General features: G+C 71.0%; 17 protein-coding genes. 5 read left to right on the forward strand and 12 right to left on the reverse strand.

Features of this window, described 5'->3' with window-relative positions; translation table 11 throughout:
- Window positions 1–26: 26 nt before the first annotated feature.
- A complete protein-coding gene (locus HNQ79_RS25340) occupies window positions 27–1,280 on the forward strand; it encodes an MFS transporter (protein ID WP_185034896.1) in 1,254 nt (417 codons plus the stop codon).
- A 109-nt stretch (window positions 1,281–1,389) separates the two neighbouring features.
- Here the strand turns inward: HNQ79_RS25340 and HNQ79_RS25345 are convergent, their stop codons facing one another.
- The 4 genes from HNQ79_RS25345 to HNQ79_RS25360 form a co-directional block, all read right to left on the reverse strand.
- Window positions 1,390–2,622, reverse strand: a complete 1,233-nt coding sequence (locus HNQ79_RS25345) for an ATP-grasp domain-containing protein (RefSeq protein ID WP_185034898.1) — start codon at window positions 2,620–2,622, stop codon at window positions 1,390–1,392.
- 313 nt (window positions 2,623–2,935) lie between these two features.
- Window positions 2,936–4,390 (reverse strand): WGR domain-containing protein, encoded by a 1,455-nt coding sequence (locus HNQ79_RS25350; RefSeq protein WP_185034900.1) that lies wholly within the window; start codon window positions 4,388–4,390, stop codon window positions 2,936–2,938.
- Between the two features lie 183 nt (window positions 4,391–4,573).
- Window positions 4,574–5,287 carry an AAA family ATPase gene (locus HNQ79_RS25355; RefSeq protein WP_185034902.1) on the reverse strand — a complete coding sequence of 238 codons (714 nt, stop codon included), beginning with the start codon at window positions 5,285–5,287 and terminating at the stop codon, window positions 4,574–4,576.
- A gap of 232 nt (window positions 5,288–5,519) precedes the next feature.
- Entirely contained in the window at window positions 5,520–7,400 is a 1,881-nt protein-coding gene (locus tag HNQ79_RS25360) for a hypothetical protein (protein WP_229923464.1), read from the reverse strand.
- Between the two features lie 343 nt (window positions 7,401–7,743).
- On the opposite strand from HNQ79_RS25360, the gene HNQ79_RS25365 reads away from it, so the two are divergent.
- Window positions 7,744–8,109, forward strand: a complete 366-nt coding sequence (locus HNQ79_RS25365; RefSeq protein WP_185034904.1) for an RICIN domain-containing protein — start codon at window positions 7,744–7,746, stop codon at window positions 8,107–8,109.
- Window positions 8,110–8,134: 25 nt separating this feature from the next.
- On the opposite strand, the gene HNQ79_RS25370 is transcribed toward HNQ79_RS25365, so the two are convergent.
- The 3 genes from HNQ79_RS25370 to HNQ79_RS25380 all read right to left on the reverse strand — a co-directional run bounded on the left by HNQ79_RS25370 (window position 8,135) and on the right by HNQ79_RS25380 (window position 9,674).
- The gene (locus HNQ79_RS25370; RefSeq protein WP_185034905.1) at window positions 8,135–8,356 is read right to left on the reverse strand and encodes a hypothetical protein; all 222 of its coding nucleotides are present in this window, start codon (window positions 8,354–8,356) and stop codon (window positions 8,135–8,137) included.
- Window positions 8,357–8,384: 28 nt separating this feature from the next.
- Window positions 8,385–8,552: a hypothetical protein gene (locus tag HNQ79_RS25375; RefSeq protein ID WP_185034907.1), complete on the reverse strand. Its 168-nt coding sequence runs from the start codon at window positions 8,550–8,552 to the stop codon at window positions 8,385–8,387.
- A 534-nt stretch (window positions 8,553–9,086) separates the two neighbouring features.
- Window positions 9,087–9,674, reverse strand: coding sequence for a hypothetical protein (locus tag HNQ79_RS25380; protein ID WP_185034909.1), 588 nt, complete (start codon window positions 9,672–9,674; stop codon window positions 9,087–9,089).
- A 175-nt stretch (window positions 9,675–9,849) separates the two neighbouring features.
- Here HNQ79_RS25380 and HNQ79_RS25385 point away from each other — a divergent pair, with 175 nt between their 5' ends.
- Window positions 9,850–10,161, forward strand: a complete 312-nt coding sequence (locus HNQ79_RS25385) for an NIPSNAP family protein (RefSeq protein ID WP_185034911.1) — start codon at window positions 9,850–9,852, stop codon at window positions 10,159–10,161.
- A 183-nt stretch (window positions 10,162–10,344) separates the two neighbouring features.
- Here HNQ79_RS25385 and HNQ79_RS25390 read toward each other — a convergent pair whose 3' ends face one another.
- A complete protein-coding gene (locus HNQ79_RS25390; protein ID WP_373312548.1) occupies window positions 10,345–11,280 on the reverse strand; it encodes a glycoside hydrolase family 19 protein in 936 nt (311 codons plus the stop codon).
- 266 nt (window positions 11,281–11,546) lie between these two features.
- Window positions 11,547–12,218: a formylglycine-generating enzyme family protein gene (locus HNQ79_RS25395; RefSeq protein WP_185034913.1), complete on the reverse strand. Its 672-nt coding sequence runs from the start codon at window positions 12,216–12,218 to the stop codon at window positions 11,547–11,549.
- A 258-nt stretch (window positions 12,219–12,476) separates the two neighbouring features.
- On the opposite strand from HNQ79_RS25395, the gene HNQ79_RS25400 reads away from it, so the two are divergent.
- The gene (locus tag HNQ79_RS25400) at window positions 12,477–12,746 is read left to right on the forward strand and encodes a chaplin (RefSeq protein ID WP_185034915.1); all 270 of its coding nucleotides are present in this window, start codon (window positions 12,477–12,479) and stop codon (window positions 12,744–12,746) included.
- Between the two features lie 81 nt (window positions 12,747–12,827).
- On the opposite strand, the gene HNQ79_RS25405 is transcribed toward HNQ79_RS25400, so the two are convergent.
- Both HNQ79_RS25405 and HNQ79_RS25410 read right to left on the reverse strand, forming a co-directional pair.
- Window positions 12,828–13,688, reverse strand: a complete 861-nt coding sequence (locus HNQ79_RS25405; protein ID WP_185034917.1) for a tyrosinase family protein — start codon at window positions 13,686–13,688, stop codon at window positions 12,828–12,830.
- A 19-nt stretch (window positions 13,689–13,707) separates the two neighbouring features.
- Complete coding sequence (locus HNQ79_RS25410; protein WP_185034919.1) at window positions 13,708–14,163, reverse strand: tyrosinase family oxidase copper chaperone; 456 nt, start codon at window positions 14,161–14,163, stop codon at window positions 13,708–13,710.
- A 300-nt stretch (window positions 14,164–14,463) separates the two neighbouring features.
- Here HNQ79_RS25410 and HNQ79_RS25415 point away from each other — a divergent pair, with 300 nt between their 5' ends.
- Window positions 14,464–15,708, forward strand: a complete 1,245-nt coding sequence (locus tag HNQ79_RS25415; protein ID WP_185034921.1) for a glycoside hydrolase family 26 protein — start codon at window positions 14,464–14,466, stop codon at window positions 15,706–15,708.
- Between the two features lie 117 nt (window positions 15,709–15,825).
- Here the strand turns inward: HNQ79_RS25415 and HNQ79_RS25420 are convergent, their stop codons facing one another.
- Window positions 15,826–16,971: a GNAT family N-acetyltransferase gene (locus HNQ79_RS25420; protein ID WP_185035036.1), complete on the reverse strand. Its 1,146-nt coding sequence runs from the start codon at window positions 16,969–16,971 to the stop codon at window positions 15,826–15,828.
- Window positions 16,972–16,973: the final 2 nt, after the last annotated feature.

Raw genomic sequence — 16,973 nt, forward strand, 5'->3', positions numbered from 1 at the left:
GTCGGCACAACAGTGTGAGGAGCACCATGGCGAAGGGCTGGCGCAGGGACTTCCGGTTCCTATGGGCGGGTGAAACCGCCTCCCTGGTAGGCACGCAGGTCTTCCAGCTCGCCATGCCGCTGACCGCGGTTCTGACGCTGGACGCCTCCCCGGGGCAGCTCGGGATGCTGGGAGCACTCACTTTCGCTCCCTATCTGGTCCTCGGTCTGCCGGCCGGGCTGTTGGTCGACCGCTGGCAGCGGCGTGGCGTGCTGATCATTTCCAGCCTCGGCCAGGCCGTCGCCATCGGCGCCATCCCCCTGCTCGCGGCACTGGACCGGCTGACCTTCAGCTGGCTCCTGGTGATGGCCTGCGTGGCCGGTACGGCGCGTGTCTTCTTCAACATCGCCTACCGCTCCTACCTGCCGGCGATTGTCCCGCCCGAACACCTCACCGGGGCCAACTCCCGCCTCACCGCCAGCGAATCGGTGGCGGAGGTCGGCGGCCCCGGGCTCGGCGGCGTGCTGGTGAACGCCTTCGGCGCACCCTTGGCGCTGCTCGCCGACGCCATCTCGTACCTCGGGTCGGCAATCGGCATCGGCGCCGTGCGTCAGCGGGAGAAGCCGGTCGAGATCGACAGGACGCCCCTGCGTTCGCAGATTTCCGAGGGTTTCCGGTTCACCTTTGCCAACCCGTACTTGCGTGCCTTCCTCGGTGAGGCGGCCAGCTACAACATCTGCTGGCAGATCGTGCAGACGGTCCTGGTGCTGTTCGCCGTCCGGGAACTGGGCATGAGTCCGGGCGTCCTGGGATTCATGCTGTCGATCGGAGCGGTGGGCGCCCTGCTCGGCGCTTCCCTCACCAGCCGGGTCGCGGACCGGGCGGGTCTGGGCCGCACCCTGCTGGTGGCCGCGGTCATCGGCGACCTCGCGCCCCTGCTGCTGCCGACCGCGCAGCGCGGCGTCTGGGCCGCACCGCTGTTCGCGGTCGCCTTCTTCATCCAGGGGGTCGGCATCACCGCGTGCAACGTCCACTCCATGACGCTGCGGCAGGCCATCACCCCGCTGCACCTGCTGGGACGCACCAACGCGGCGTACCTCTTCGTGGCGTTGGGGGTGAAGCCGGTCGGCTCGCTGCTCGGCGGCTGGCTGGGCACCCAGACGAGCCTGCGCACCGCGCTGTTGATCGGCACCGTCGGGTTGCTGAGCACCAGTCTGTTCCTCATCCTCTCGCCGCTGCGCAGGGTCCGTACGCTCGGCGACATCATGGACGAGAAGCGAGAACCGGCCGCCGCGCCCTGACAGGGAACGGCGGCCGGTTCCACGGGCCGCCCGACGTGGCGGAGGCCCGACAGCGGCCGCCCGGCACGGCGTCCGGCACGACAGCGGCGGCGTCGGCCCGGCGGCCGCCTCACTCCGTGGCGACCCGCAGCGCCCGTCCGGCCTGCTCCAGCGCGGACCGGCACTTCGCCGCGTCGGACCCCAGCGTGATGGCGTACGCGATGCGGCCGTCCATCAGCCCGTACGGTGGCGGGGACTTCACCTCGCCGGGCTCCGCGAGCCGTCCGTGCCGCACGACCTCCGCGGGCAGACCGTCCGGGTCGAAGGCGATCCCGCCGACGACGATGTTCTCCCGTTCCGGGTAGTAGAACCGGATGGCGGCGACCTCGCGGTGCGACGCGGCCTCCACGGCGGGCTGCCGCCCGCACGCGACGGCCGCCGCGGCGAGACCCGTGTCGGCGCCCCCGCCCAGCTGGTTCAGGTACGGGATCATGCCGCCGCCGATCCGTGCGTTGACCTCGATGATCTTCGGCCCCTCCGGGGTCAGCTTGATCTCGGTGTGCGTCGCCCCGTCGGTAAAACCCAGGGCGGCATGTGTCTTTGCAACGGTCCTCAGCAAGTTCTGGTCGTCCCACAGAAGGTCGGCGGGGTCGACCACGTGCCCGGTCTCCTCGAAGTAGGGCGCGAAGCCCACCTCCTTGCGCGCGATGCACAGCGGTGTCACGGTTCCGCGGAACACGACGCAGTCGACGCTGATCTCCTGGCCGTCGGCGTACTCCTCGACCAGGATGTTGCGCTCGTGCGTGGGCAGTTCCGGGGCCCGCGCACCGCTGCCCCCGGTGAACGCGACGAACTCCCGCAGTTCCCGCTCGCTGTTCGCCCGCACCACGCCGAAGCTTCCAGCCAGTGCCCGCGGCTTGAGGACCACCGGAAAGCCGATGTCCCGGGCCGCGGTGAGCGCGTCATCGGGGTCGGACGCCAGGCGGGAACCCGGCTGCGGAACCCCGCGAGCGTCGAGAGCCTGCCTCGTCCGGTGCTTGTCCCGGCACCGCTCGACGGCTTCCGGATCACCGGGGAGACCGAGCGCGGCGGCCATGTGTGCCGCCTGCAGGATCCATGTCTCGTCCCAGCAGATCACGCCGTCGACGGGATCGCGTTCCGAGATCTGCTTGGCGGCCCGCACCAGGTCGCCCCTGTCGGCAAGGTCGGCCACCACGGTCCAGTCGTCCACATGGGGGCGCTCCCAGGTCGGCGGCTCCGTCAGGACGAGGTGGACGCGGTACTCGCGACCGATCGAACGCAGGAGGTACTCGCGGTAGGCACGTATCCCGGAGGTCAGAACAAGAAGGTGAGGTGTCCGCATGCCTGCCCACCTACCCGCACCCTCAGCCCACACGCGGCACACACCCGGAGGCCGCCGCATGGTCGGGGCCGGGCCGACAACGCCGACGTCGCCGCATCACTGCGGTGCATGAGCCTTCGCGTTGAGCGGCCGTGTCCCCGATCCGACGCCGGTTGCAGGGCGGCTGCGCGGGGAGTCGACGGAAGCGTGCCGAGCGCCCGGCGTACGACCGTACGAGGAGTGCGCTTGGCCGACGTCAGCAGCGAGGCCGCCGGCCGGGCAACCGTGCGCGAACACGTGGCCGTTGGTCCCGGCCCGATCCGGTGAGTGGCCCTCAGAGCAGCCGCTGGATGTCTCCGCGCACCCGGTAGAAGCCGCCGGCCGCCGTGTGCAGGGCGTCCACCACGTAGCGGGCGCCGGGTTCGCGGATGGCGCGGGGGAACTGGACGTTCAGCGAACGGTCGTAGCCCTCCGACAGCACGCGCACCCGCACCTGGCTCGCCTCCTGCACGCACTCCACGACGATCGCCCCGCTGGGGGCCTGTGACACCGTGGCCAGCGCACCCGCGGTCGTGGCAGGCGCGCTGGCGGGCATGGCCGCCGCCAGCTTGACGTCCCGTGCCACCGGCACCGTGCCCGCCTGGGCGGCCGCGATTGCCGCCTCGCTGGCGTCCACGCAGACCAGCGAGCCGTCGGTGGTCACCAGGTAGAGCCGCTCGTCGTGGTACTGCATGGACAGTGCGGAGCCGTCGCCCGTGCCCAGCTTCCACAGCCGGGTGCCGTCCTGGTCGAAGCAGTAGACGGACGAGGAGGCGTCACCGGCGAACACGAACCGGCCGCCGGGCGAGGTGGCGCACGAGTACACGGCGCTGTCGCAGGTGTACGTGGCCTCGATCGCGCCGGTGTTCTTCGACAGCCGCTGGACCGCCTTGTGCGCGGTGCCCGCGTACACCACGTCGCCCTCCTGCCAGCCGAACAGCACACCGCCCCGGGTGCGCGTGTGCCACAGTTCCCCGCTGCCGTCGGGCGCGTAGGCCGTGACGCCCTTGCTGTGACCGTGGTAGACCGCCCGGTCGTCGGCGCGGACCATCCAGGCGTGCTCGCCCTGGCTGCGGCGGGCCCACTGGTGCTCGTCCTCGTGGTCGATGACGGTGAGGCGGCCGTCGCGGTCGGAGACGTTCAGCTCGCCCTCGTGGATGTCCAGCCAGAAGATGTCCACGTCCGCCGCGATGTCGTAGGCCGCGAACGGCAGCTTCGACGACAGGTCGTACACCTTGCCGTCGTCACAGCCCGCGTAGATCCAGAAGTCGTCGGCCACCAGGCACTTCACTCCGTCCGGCAGACGGAAGCGGGCCAGTACGCCGCCCTCGTGGTCCAGTGTGTACACGTCGCCACGCTGATTGCCGACCCAGCAGCGCTCGTCGTCGACGTGGATGCCGAACGCGGCCGAACCGGTGCGGAAGCGCCACACCACGGGCGCGGCGGCGCGCGCGGTGGACGGTGCGGAGGAGACCTGCCGCCTGGTGACCGCGCGCGGCAGGCGCTGCCCCCGGACCGCCGGGGCGTACCCCTTGCGGACCTTCTCGCCGATCTTCTTCGCGGCGGCGGCCCGCGCCTTGTCCGCCGTCGCGAAAGTCGTCGTCTGCGTCTGCCCCTCGGCGCCGATCCGCCCGTACCGCACGGTCACGGTCAGATCGGCGACGGCCACCTCGTAGAACTTGTGCGCCGCGCCGTCCTCCTGGGACAGCTCCAGATACGTCGTCGACACCACGGCGGAACCATGGGACATGGCAGACCCCTCCCCTGTGCATCCGCCGTCCGTCCGGCGAACTCCATTGATCGAACCGTAGGGGACGGCACTGACAACGCTCCTCGGCACGGCCCCCGCCGGCCTTGTCGCTGCGATCGGAGCCCTCAGGTCGGCGCGGTGGCGTCGCGCGGCGGGCAGGAGGCGGGAGCCGAGGGGAGCCGCCTACGGTTCGACGATGTGCCGCAGATAGGCGTGCGGGTCGGCGAGGTAACGGCGCCAGTGGTCGACGACGCCCAGCTCCCGCCAGGCGACCCTCCGCATGCCGTGCTCGCCGACCTCGATGATGTCCGCGCCGGGCAGTGCGGTCAGCAAAGGGGAGTGCGTGGCACAGATGACCTGACCGCCCTCCTTGGCCAACCGGTCGATGTGCCCGATCAGTTCGAGGCACGAGGTGAAGGAGAGCGCTGCCTCCGGCTCGTCGAGAACATAGAGCCCGGCGTGCAGGAACTTCCCGCGGAACGCGGCGAGAAAGCCCTCACCATGACTGACATGGTCCGGCGAGAACCCCTCCCTGCCCAGGGCGTCCAGTGCGGTCTCGGCGCGCAGGAAAAACCCTTTGCGCGCCGACCAGCTGGTGACCATGCGGCGCCCGCGCCCCGAGGCGGCGTCGAACTTCATGCGCTCACCGAGAACCGACTTCTCGCGCGAGGACGCGTAGCGCCAGTCGTGGGAACCGCCGTACGGGTCCAGGCCGAAGCCCTCCGCCAGTGCCTCGACGAGGGTCGACTTGCCCGAGCCGTTCTCCCCGACCAGGAAGGTCACCGGTGCGGAGAAGCGCAGCCCCTCGTCGAGCAGCTGCCGCACGCAGGGCACCGACCACGGCCAGGCATCCTCGTCGTACGTCGAGAGGTGGGCATATGCGCGTTCGACAATCACCCCACCAGTGTCACCCGGCCCCGGCCCGTACGTGCGTCCCTCCCGTCGGCGTCAGCACCTCGTGCGGCTCCGTTGCGGGTCCGTGAGCCGGGGGTGCCGACGGCGCATCCGGCCAGGCCCCGTCCCGCGAAGGGATCGAACTGCGGGCCCCCGCCGGACCAGGCCGGAACCGACCCGCCTTCGAGGGGCGGCCCACCGCAGGGCACGGACCCGAGCGACACACGGGACCCGGTCACAGCAGAAGCAGCACCGCCACACCCCACAGCACCGTCAGGGCGACCAGCGGCGGTCCGACCGGCATGCCCTGCTGCCCCGTCGGCGCCTCCTCCAGCGGGCGCAGCTCCGGCTTGAGCAGCAGTGTCCGCAGCTCCTGTGCGGTGCGCACCGCATGCGGCTCGCGGCCCAGGCGGCGCTCCAGCCAGGGCCAGCCGGTGGGCGATATCCCGACCGGGGAATTCGTGGCCCTCTCGACGCGGATGCCGTCGTCGGAGTGCCGCACGGACAGGATCTCCGTCCACGGGACCCGCCGCACCCGCCACGCCCCGGTCACCCACAACCCGTCACGGTCGGCGGTGATACGCCAAGCGAGTGCCGTCGCCACGGCCGTCACCAGCCATGGCACGCTCACGACCAGCCACAGCCAGTGCCACGACGGCCCGTCGTCGAACGCCGCCCAGATGCCACCGCCCTGCACCAGCAGCAGACCGAGGCCAACGCCCCGAGAAACGCCGTGCGCCGACCACACGCGCGGTCCCGCCATGGGCGTCATACCTGCGGTGATCTCGTCATGGGACGGCTGGGGGTTCTTCGGCGCACGGCGCCGCGACGCGCGCTCCGCCAACCCCGGGACGGCCGGCTTCACCGCGGTGGTGCTGCACTGCACCGAGACCGCGAGGTCGTCCTCGTCGTCGACCGTGACGAAGACGACCTCGGCGCCGGTGTACGGGACGCCGTACAGCACGGCCTCCCGCAACGGCGGGGGCGGGTCCTCGCCCTTGAGGATCTTCTTGATCCTGTCGAGTTCGATGACGGCTGCGTCGTCACCGTCCACGTCGTCTTCTTCCTCGTGCTCGTCCTCGTCGTCCTCGAAGGCGTACAGCGAATGGAAGTGCAGGATCGGCCGGAGGCCGTGCGGGTCGTCGGCGGCGAAAACCCAGGTGCGACCGTCCTCGTGATCCTCGCGCACCAGTACGTGCAGCACGGGCAGCGGCCCCCTCCGCAGCCGCAGCGCACGCGTCCGCCCGTCCACGCCGTTCGCGAGGAACGCCAGTCCCGCGACGGAGCCGACCAGCACCAGCAGTTCCCAGCCGGTGGCGTCGTACGGCTCCGCGGCCAGCGCCGACCAGTCACCGTCCACGACGACGTCGACCCGGCTGTCCACGGGAAAGTCCTCGGGGAAGGCCGTCTCGAAACGATGGGTGCGCCCGTCGGCCTCCACCGTGACGAGGTCGATGTCGTCGTCCTGCTCCAGAGCCGTGACCCGTCCGGGCAGTTGGGTGGCAGCCGCGGCCCGCTCCTCGTACGCGTCGGCGGCCTGCTGCACCTGCATGCAGCCGAACCCGGCAACGCCCAGCAGGAGGGCGGCCAGGACGAAGGAGAGCCGCCCCCTGCGGAACGTCCGCGCGGCGGCGGGCAGCGGTTCGCCGACCGGCCCGGCCGCCTCAAGGAGCCGCGCCCGTTGCCGCCCCGCGGCGGCCAACCGGTGGACGAGCCCGGCCGTGGCGAACGCGGCGGCCGCCAGGAACGCGAGCGCGGACGGTTCGCCGAGCGCCGAGGTGAAGCCGCTCTCCACGGCGAACCCCGTCAGCGTCACCGCGAGCCCCGCGAGCGCGAGCCGCGGCTGCCGCCACACCCAGTACAGGGTCAACAGCACTACGACGGCTGTCCCGAGGCCAAGCCAGTCGGTACCGCACGGGGCGGCGGACGTGCAGGGGGCGACGGGAGCCGCCGCGATGTACCAGATCAGCGAGACGGCCAACGCCGACAGCGCCCACAGAGGGTGCGCCCACCGGGCGGGCGCGGCGGCGAGCCACCGCTCGGCGTCCGGAGTCCGCCACTCGACGGTGCCGGGCGGTATGTGTTCGGCGGGCAGCGGCAGGGGAGGTCTGTTCACCCGCGCATTATGACCAGGTGCGATGTGCCGGTCGGCTCCGGGGACGGCGGAAGGCCGGACACCGGCCGACGTGTCCGGCCTCTTTCCGCTGCGGCCGCTCACCGTCCCGCGATCCCGGCCGCGTGGTCATCGAAAGCTGCGACGGCCGACGTCGCTCGCCGGGGAGGGTGCGGGAGTGCGTGCGCGGGGGAGTCGCCACAGCCCGCGCGGGCCCGGACTCCCGCCGAGTTCACCGCGTCCCTGCGCGCTGCGGGTCTGGAGCGGACTGACCTACCGTCAGCTTGAGGCCTGCGAGACCGCGGTCGCGGCCCAACGCCGCTGTACGAAGGACGCACTGCCCCAGGTGTTCCTCGAACCGCTGAGCAGGAACACCGCGCAGATTCAGTGGCACCACCCGCAGTACGGCATCGGTTGTCTCACCGTCCTGGCCGATGGGCCGGGCCGTGATCCGATCGAATCCCGCGACGACTGCGCCGACGGCAACCCCGCCGCACAGTTCCGCCTCGAACTCTTCGGCCCGCGTGCCGCGATCCACCTCCGTATCCGCCCGGCCGTCACCGGTCAATGTCCGGGCCTGCGCGGCCAGGACACCCAGGACGGTGCGGAAGTCGTCCACGACCGCTGCTCCGGTGCCCTCGACCAGGACTTCCTGATCGAACTGACACCACCCCCCGCAGCCGGCCTCGGGAAGCAGACGTCCGTCCGGTGACCGCCGGTGTTCGCCCCTTGCGTCCTCAACCCCCGCCTCGGCGAAGCACCTTGGCCACCAGGTACTTCCGGCGAAGCCAGTCCCCCAGCTCCCCCACCGCGACCAGCAGCGCCGCGGAGGCGGCGCAGCGCGGGATGTCGGTGAGCTGACCGGTGCTGCGGCTCAGCGGCCAGAGAACGAGTGTGAGCATGATCCACCAGAGGCCGACCGACCCGATCCCGCGCTGCCAGGACCGTGACTCCGTCATGACACGGCGCTTGCGGTGCGGTGACACGTCAGCCGCGGCGGGCGGTGGCGAGAAGGACGAGTCCGGTGACGAGCACGGTGAGGCCGAGAACAAGAACGGGAAGACCGGGGCCGGGCAGCACGTACATCGCTGCTCCGGCCAGGGCCAGTACGGCCCCGGCGGCGGTCAGGAACGCTCCGACACGTCGTGCGGGCATGCTGGCTCCAGGTGCTGCTGCGGGTGGTCGTGGACGGTGCTGGCGGGACCCGTTGTCCTGCTCCCGGGACGTCGCTCAAGGTGCGCCGTCGCTGCCGGTCGGGGTGCCCCCCTTCCTTGCGAGCCGACCCCGGGCCGGACATCCACGTGATCATGACACCGCGTGAACAGTACGTCCACGGCCCCGCTCCCGGTGGTCATGACCGGCGGGTACGGAGCGACGGTGCTCCGGGGCCGCAACGGCGTGACCTGAGCCCGGGGGGTTGCGGTCGCAGGTGGGCGACGCCCCAGGCAACGGCACACCACAGGACAAGGAGGGGACGCGGGCCCGGGCAACGGGGCTGTGATCCTCCGGCCCCCCGTCAGACCTTGTGCACCAGCGACCGGGCGTGCCGTCCGGCGCTCCGCGTGTGCTGCCGCTGCACTACCCATCGGACCGACGGCAGCAGACCGAGCCACACCACCCGCATGACCGGTACGTTCGTCAGCCGTGGCGCATGGGAAGCGGTCCCTCGCTGACGCGTTCTCACGGGCTTCAACCATGCCGGGCGAAGATTTCACGTACGCGCGCGAGGTACGCCTTCTCGTACCGGGTCGCCGCCAGACTCTCCGGAGTGAAGTCCCGCCCAAAACGGTAGACGTCCAGGCAGTAGGTGAGGCCGGACTCGCGGAAGAGGTCCGCGTCCTCGCGGCGGCAGTGCTCCGCCAGGCCGTCGGACACATGCCAGCGCGTGCCGTCGTGCCAGAAGACACCGCCCGCGTAATGGATCGTCCGGCCCGTCGCGGAGTCCGTGAGGTTCAAGGACTCGTAGTTCTCGGGACGGTCACGGACCAGGGCGACGAGGGATTCGGGAACGCCCGCGTAGAAGGACTCCTGGAGGGCGAAGTCGTCCTCGGCGTACAGGTTCAGTTCCGACTCGTGGTCGAACGTCAGCAGCAGCACGCGGCCGTCCTCCGCGAAGTACCAGACCGCGGACTGACCGCCGCGGTCGTTCCAGGCCAGGCGGCGTGCGCCGGTCACCGTCACCGGTTCGACCCCGGCGAGGTCGTCCACGACGGCGGCACGGCGCTGTACTTCCGGGAGGGGTGTCGCCGTCAGGGCGTCCCATGTCGCGTTGCTCATGTCCGCAGGGTATCCACCGCCTATGACAACGCGACCGTGACCTTTCTCGTCGGGAGGGTTGGCGAGCACGGGGCAGGAGCCGGTCCCGGGCCTCGCCCGCAACCGGCCCGCCCCCTGTTCAGTGTCTGCGGCCAGCAGCTCAACGCCCCGGACTCGCACCGGGCATGATGCAGGCATGATCACTGTGCATCTGAAGTACGAGATCGACGCCGACAAGCTGGCGGACTTCGAGGAGTACGGCCGCCGCTGGGTGCGGCTCGTCAACCGCTTCGGCGGGACGCACCACGGCTACTTCCTCCCCAGTGAGGGCGACAGCGACATCGCCTACGCGCTGTTCTCCTTCCCCGGCCTCGCCGCGTACGAGCAGTACCGCGCGGACAGCATGGTCGACCCTGAGTGCCAGGAAGCATTCGCGCTTGCTCGCCGGACCCGCTGCATCAAGCGCTACGAGCGCCGTTTCCTGCGACCGCTCGACGCGGTGTCCTAGAAGTCGCGCCGGGCCACTCCATCCCGGCTGACCGCCGGTCATGCGCGGCGCCTCTTCCTGCCGTCGGCCCCCTGCGGGACACGGCTCCGCCGGGGGCGCGTACCTCGTGGGGTTCGCGCCCCCGGCGGAGGCGGCCGCCCGGTGGACGGGTGGTCGCCGCGGCTGGTCAGCCGCCCGGCCTGCTCAGCAGCTCAGGTTGGATCCGGGGTCGACACCCAGGATCCGGGTGAAGTTCTGGTAGCTGTTGATGCGGCTCTGCACCTGCGCCGGGTTGCGGCCGTCGCACTCCAGATAGCCGTTGATGGAGCGGATGGTCTCGCCGAAACCATGGCCGTTGACGATCGCTTGGTGCGGGGTCATGGTGCCCGGACCGGTCTGAGTGGTCCAGTACCACAGGCCGGTGCGCCAGGCCACGGACGGGTTCTGCTCGACCAGGTACGGGTTGCGCAGCAGGTCGAGACCGAGGGCTTCACCGGCGGCCTTGTAGTTGAAGTTCCAGCTCAACTGGATGGGGCCGCGCCCGTAGTAGGCGGCCTGTCCGGCCGGGCAGCCGTACGGCTGGGCGGCGTCGCAGTAGTGCGGGTAGTTCGCCGTGTTCTGCTCGACGACGTACCGCAGTCCGCCCGTCTCGTGGTTGACGTTGGCGAGGAAGGCCGCGGCCTCCTGACGCTTGACGGTGTCGCTGCCCGAGTTGGCGAAGGCGGGGAATGCCTTCAGCGCGTCGACCAGGCCCGCGTAGGTGTAGAAGCTGTTCCGGTTCGGGAACATCTGGTTGAACTGGCTCTCGGAGACGACGAATCCGGACGGGTCAGGGTTCTGGCCGCCTCCGCCACAGGTGCCCTGGTCGGCCCAGACACCCCAGGAGCCGGTGGTCCCGGGCGTCTCGCCCTGTGTCCACCACTTGGCCTGGTAGTTGCGACCGCCGTGCGACACGGCCGCTCCCTGGGTGTAGACCGCGCCGGAGTTCCAGGCGGCGGCGCAGGAGGCGGCCGCCGCGACGCCGGCGGCCACGGCGGTGCCGGTGGCGAAGAGCGGGAGCAGCACCGCGAGGAGAGCCGCGGCGGCGAGAGAAGCGATGGTACGGGAGGGCTTTGTCGCGGAGATACGGGTACGTGACACGTCACCACATCCTCGGTGGGGGGAGAGTGGGCCCGAGCAAACCGCAATGGTCTGGACCTGTCAAGGTCCGGACCATTTCTGGCCGTTGGGGGCAGCCCTTGTTTCCCGCGCGAGTCGGACCGGAAAGGAGTTAGGTTCCAGGGTCGCCTTGCCATGAGGGAGAGTGAGGACTTCACTGCTCACCGGCGACGCCGCGGGTCCGCCCCCGCGCCCACCCCTTCTGTGGGCAGGCGCGAGGTGGCCCGGTCGCCCGCGGCGGCGGGACCTCACGCGTGGGAGCGCGCCAGGCGGAAACCCACGTCGTCGACCTGGAAGGTGGGGTGGCTGCGGCGGCGTGCCGAGGCGCGGCAGCTCCAGTGCTCGTCGAACCAACCGCCGCCGCGGAGAACCCGGTACGCGCCGTAGACCTCGGCGTCGTAGACGTCCCAGCACCAGTCCCAGACGTTGCCGAGCATGTCGTGCAGCCCCCACGCGTTGGGGCGTTTGCCGCCCACGTCGTGCAGGCGCTCGTGGGAGTTGCCGCGGTACCAGCCGATCTCGTCGAGGTCCCCGTAGCGGGGTCCCGCCGCACCGGCACGGCACGCGTGCTCCCATTCGGCCTCGGTCGGCAGCCGGTAGCCGTCCGCGGACGTGTCCCACTCGACCTCTTCGGCCCCGGCACCGAAGCGGTACGCGGACGTGAGCCCTTCGTGCCGGGACAGGGCGTTACAGAACCGGACGGCGTCCCACCAGGACACGCTCTCCACGGGCAGCCGGTCACCGGGGGTGGTGCTCGGCCGCCGTTCGGTGATCCGTGCGTACAGCGCCTGGGTGACCGGGGTCGCCGCGAGCAGGCCGGGCGCGAGCTCGACCTGCCAACTGCGTTGTGTCCGCCGATCCGACAGGGTCACCCGCCCCGGCGGAACGGCCATCATCTCGATCCCCGTCAGCACGTCCATGATCAGGGGATCCTACAAAACGACCTGCCGGTACGACACGGCGGTACCACCTCGGCCGTCCTCGGCCGACGGCTCTGGCACGGCCGGGCGCCGGAGCCTGCCAGGGCGGTATCGCGCGGGATGCGGCGCGCCTCGTCTCAAGTACGCCCCCCTCAACCGAGGTTTGCGCCTGGGCCGTTACCACCGGTCTTTCCACGCGTTGACAGTTCCGTGGCGCTCGTAATACTGCGGTCGCCGTGTTTCCTCGAAGGAGAACTGATGTCTCGTTTCGCCCAGACTGCCGCTGTCGTGGCCGGTGCCGGTGCGCTCATGGTCGGCGGTGCCGGTGTGGCCACCGCCGACTCCGAGGCGGAGGGCGTCACCGCCAACTCCCCCGGTGTCGTGTCGGGCAACCAGCTTCAGGTTCCCGTGCACGTTCCGGTCAACGTCTGCGGTAACACCGTGAACGTCATCGGGCTGCTGAACCCGGCGTTCGGCAACACCTGCGTCAACGGTGACGAGCACCACCACGGCGGCTACGGCAGCTGATTCCGGCTCTTTTCCTGCGGCCCCTCGACCACATGTGTCGAGGGGCCGCAGTGCGTCCCGTGCGGCCGGGGACGTGCGAGGTCAGGCGTAGCGGTACCGCGAGCCGTGGTCGAGCAGTTGGGCCGACGTCACGTTCCAGGGCGCCAGCTTCTCATGCAGGCTGAAGACCCGGCCGCGCTGCGGATCGCCCTCCCCGAGCGGGGCGGCCGGCAGGTATCCGGAGCGGGGGTGAGCCCGTTGCCAGCGCGCCCACAGCAGGTCGACGAACGCGTGATGGAGCCAGAAGACGGGGTCGTTGGGGGAGACCGCGCCCACCATGACGCCGCCCACCCAGCGGTGCACCCGGTTGTGGTTGGTCCCCCTGTCCGCCGCGCTCGTCGCCCAGCCCTCGAGCTTGTTGCGGAAGCCCCGGGTGGACCTGCTGTCCCAGGGGGCCGCGTCGTACTCGGGGTCCCGCATCGCCCAGGCCACGTCCTCCTTGGTGGGCAGGGACACCGTGCCTCTGGGGCCGCCGAAGTTGCGGGTGAGGAAAAGGGTTTCGGTGACGGACGAGGAGATCTCCCAGTTGCCGTACCTGTGGGCGAACGGTCCGGTCATGACCTGCTGATCACCCTTCCTGCCGTTGCCGCCCAGGAAGTCCTCCGCCCACAGCGAGGCCGCGGGGGTGTTGTCCGTGGTCCAGTCCCAGTACGGCACCGACACCGACGGATCGATCGCCTGCAGTGCCTGCTCGAACGTCAGGAGGAACTGCCGGTGCCACGGGAAGAAGGAGGGCGTCATGTGAGCGGCCCGCGGCCCGTTCTCGCCGTCGGCCGTGTAGAACCGGCCGTGCAGGGACACGAACTCGTCGTAGCGGCCGGACCGCTTGAGTTCGAGGAACGCGGCGACCAGCCGGCGTTTCTCCGTGCGGGTCAGGTTCCGCTGGTTCTTGCGCGTGTGCACCGGTGCGGTCTCTCCTGGTTCAGGTGGCGTGCGCGGACGTACGGGACAGCCGGGCGGGCCCCAGGCCGTCAACGGCGGCGCGCGCGGCGGCGAGCAGGGTCGGGAACGACTCGTAGTGATTCACCACGCTCATGTAGCCGCCGTTCGCACACCGCATGACGTGGAGGGGTCTGCCGTCGATGAGCACTTCGGGGCCGCCGGGGGTCCACCCGGCACCGTGCTGCCAAAGCGCGGCGGCGCCCGGCGTCAGGCAGTCGATGTGGCGGCCGCGGTAGATCTCGGTCAAGCGTTCGGCCGGCGGGGCCGCCGCGCCCGCGGGACCGGCGGACGCCTTCTTCGTGAGGATCGGTGCGAGCGTCCCCGCGGTCCCGGCGACGACGGCTCCACCGAAGACGGCACGCACCACCGCCCGCCGGGTCGGCGCCGCGCGCGCTTTCCCGGCGGGGCGGCCCACCTGTGGCGTGGGGGTCCTCATGACCGGCTCCCTTTCCCATCTGTTCATGTAACGAACAACGAGATGAGCGCGAAACCGTTCTCGGCGGGACCGGGATCCGGGAGCCGCAAGCGGCACTCCGCGCGTTCCGGTCGTGCGTAGTCGAATGCACTCTCGCTTTTCGCACGACGGGCCGCGTCCGCGTCGAATTCCACCCGACTGGCCCCGGTAGAAAGGTTCCTGCTCCCCCGATGGCGTACTAACGGGCCCTCAGTAAGCCATTCGTAGGAATGTCGGCCTAATGTCCGGAGTATGCACCGCCCTGCGGAAAAGGAGAGGCACATGCCAAGTCGGCGGAGTCTGACCGCCCTTTCGATCGGGACGATTTCCGTCGCCCTGTTCGCTGCCTCGGGCAGTGTGCCGGGGGAGGCGCCCGAAACCGACCGCCCTTCGGTCCGCTCGGACGCGAAGCCCGCCACCGCTCCGCGCGCGCCGACGGCCACCCCCGAGCAGGACGAGACCCGGCCGGACACCGCGATCGGCGCCTACCTCCACTACGGTCCGGCGGGGGTGCAGCGGGCGAAGAGGCTGTCACGCTGGCTCGGCGGCACCGAACTCACCGTCGGCCACACCTACCTGCCGGGTGATCTGTGGTCCAACATCGAGGGCCGGCCCGAGTTCCTGCGTCCCTGGGCGGAGTGGCGGCGCGGCGCTCCCGAGCGGATGTTCGTCCTCAACGTGCCGATGCTGGAGGGCAACGAGAACCGCGTCTCCGACCGCCAGGTCCGCTCCCTGCTGCGGTCCGGTGCCCAGGGCGCCTTCAACAGCCACTACCGGCAGCTCGCCGAGAACCTGGTGGACCTGGGCGTTCCCGACACCGTGATCGTCCTCGGCTGGGAGATGAACGGCATCACCTACACCCACCGGTGCGGGCCCGACCCGGCCGCGTGGAAGGAGTACTGGAGGGGGATCGTCGCCACCATGCGGTCCGTTCCCGGGCAGAAGTTCCGCTTCGACTTCGCGCCGAACCGCGGCCCGGACGCCGTCCCCTGGACCGACTGCTACCCCGGGGACGACGTCGTCGACATCATCGGCATGGACTCCTACGACCAGCCGCCCGGTTCGTCCTTCGACGACCAGGTCCGGGGCCCGTACGGACTCCAGCACCAGGTGGACTTCGCCGCCGCCCACGGCAAGCCGATCTCGTACCCGGAGTGGGGGCTGTTCCGCAACGGCGACAACCCCGAGTACATGCGGCGCATGCTCGACTGGATGGCGCAGCACAAACCGCTGTACCAGACCATCACGGACTACTGTCCGCACGGCGTCTGGCAGTGCGACGAGAACCCGCAGTCGTCCGAGGTGTTCCGCAAGGCGCTCTCGGCGAAGCCCGCCCCCGTTCCTCCGGACCCCACTCCCGATCCGCCGAACCCCACTCCGGTGCCGCCGAAGCCGACTGTCCCTGCCTGGCCCGAGCCGAACCCGGACGGCTGGTGCGTGCCCTGGAAGGTGGACGAGTGGACGGCCCGCTGGGTGCCCGGTCTGCGGACCTGCACCTCGCCGTTCTGGTCCGCGTACTTCAAGTAGGCGCCGCCGGAAAGCGTTCCTGCCGACGCCGCCCGGCCGCTCCCTCTCGGAGGGGGCGGCCGGGCGGTTTCCGCTGCGGCGTGCGGAGGGGGGCGGTGCGCGCCGCAGCCGGACGGTTCAGTGCGCGGGGGTGCCGGCCCGTCGGCTGTTCCACCGCGCCCGCCAGTCACGGGCCGCGGGCAGCTGCTCGACGACCGTCCTGGCGGCCCAGTCCCGTGACGTCACCTGCGTCGCGCGCAGCCGCAGCAGCGGCTGGAGTGCCGGGTTGGCCAGCAGCAGTCTGCTGTTGGTCACCGGCTGGGGGCGCCAGTGGTCCTTGTACGCCTCCGAGCCCCGCAGCAGGCTGAGTACGTCGCCCCCGGAGCCGGCGGCCAGGTGTGCGTCGTGGCGCAGCAGCATCGTCGTGACGTCGACCTTGCGCTCCCTGAGCACCGGGTCCGCACCGTAGAGGTAACCACCGGTGAGCCGGCCGGAGTGGACGGTCAGTTTGGCGGCGACGACCTCGCCGTCCTGCCGGAACTCGGTGAGCGCGGCGTCGCCGTCCCGCACCATGCGCCGGGCCGCCCGCTCCAGGTGCGCGGCGAACCTGGGCCGAAGGTGCTCGACGTTGATCCCCCGGCCCCGCCACTGGAGTTCGTGCAGCCGCAGCAGGTGGCCGACCGTGTCGGACACCTCGTGCTCCGCGACCACCCGGCTCTCGATGCCCATCGCGTCGATCTTGCGGAGCTTGGCGCGGATCCGCTGCGCCCGGCTGCTCGCCATCCGCCGGGTCAGTTCGTCGATCGGCGAGGCGGGCAGTTCCATGCAGGTGGAGTCCTGGAGGCGTCGGCGGGCACCGGTCCAGGTGTCGTACAGCTCCTCGGCCACCGCTCCGGGGCGTACCTCCCGCATGTCGATCACGGCGTTCCTGGCGGCCCGGTGCAGGCCGTGCCGCAGGGCGCGCAGCGTCTCCTTCGCGCCGTCGTCGTCGACGAGTACGTCGAAGTAGTCGGAGATGCCGAGGCCGACGGGGACGAGCAGCGGCATCGGCGCGTGCACGAGCATCAGCGGTGCGGCGGCGACCAGGCGGTCCCCGCGCCGGACGAGGACGGTGCGCAGCCGGCCTTCTGCGCCGTAGGAGAGCCACCACGAACTCAGCCAGGCGTGGCTCTGGAAGGGGGTCGCCGCGGCGCACCGGCGGTGCAGTGCGTCCCACGAGTCCCGCAGTTGTGCGAAGTCCTGGGGGTCGCGGCAGAGAGTGGCGTGCAGGGTGTCCCGGGTCATGT

Origin of the sequence: Streptomyces candidus (assembly GCF_014207445.1) — a bacterium.
Classification (GTDB): Bacteria; Actinomycetota; Actinomycetes; order Streptomycetales; family Streptomycetaceae; genus Streptomyces; species Streptomyces candidus.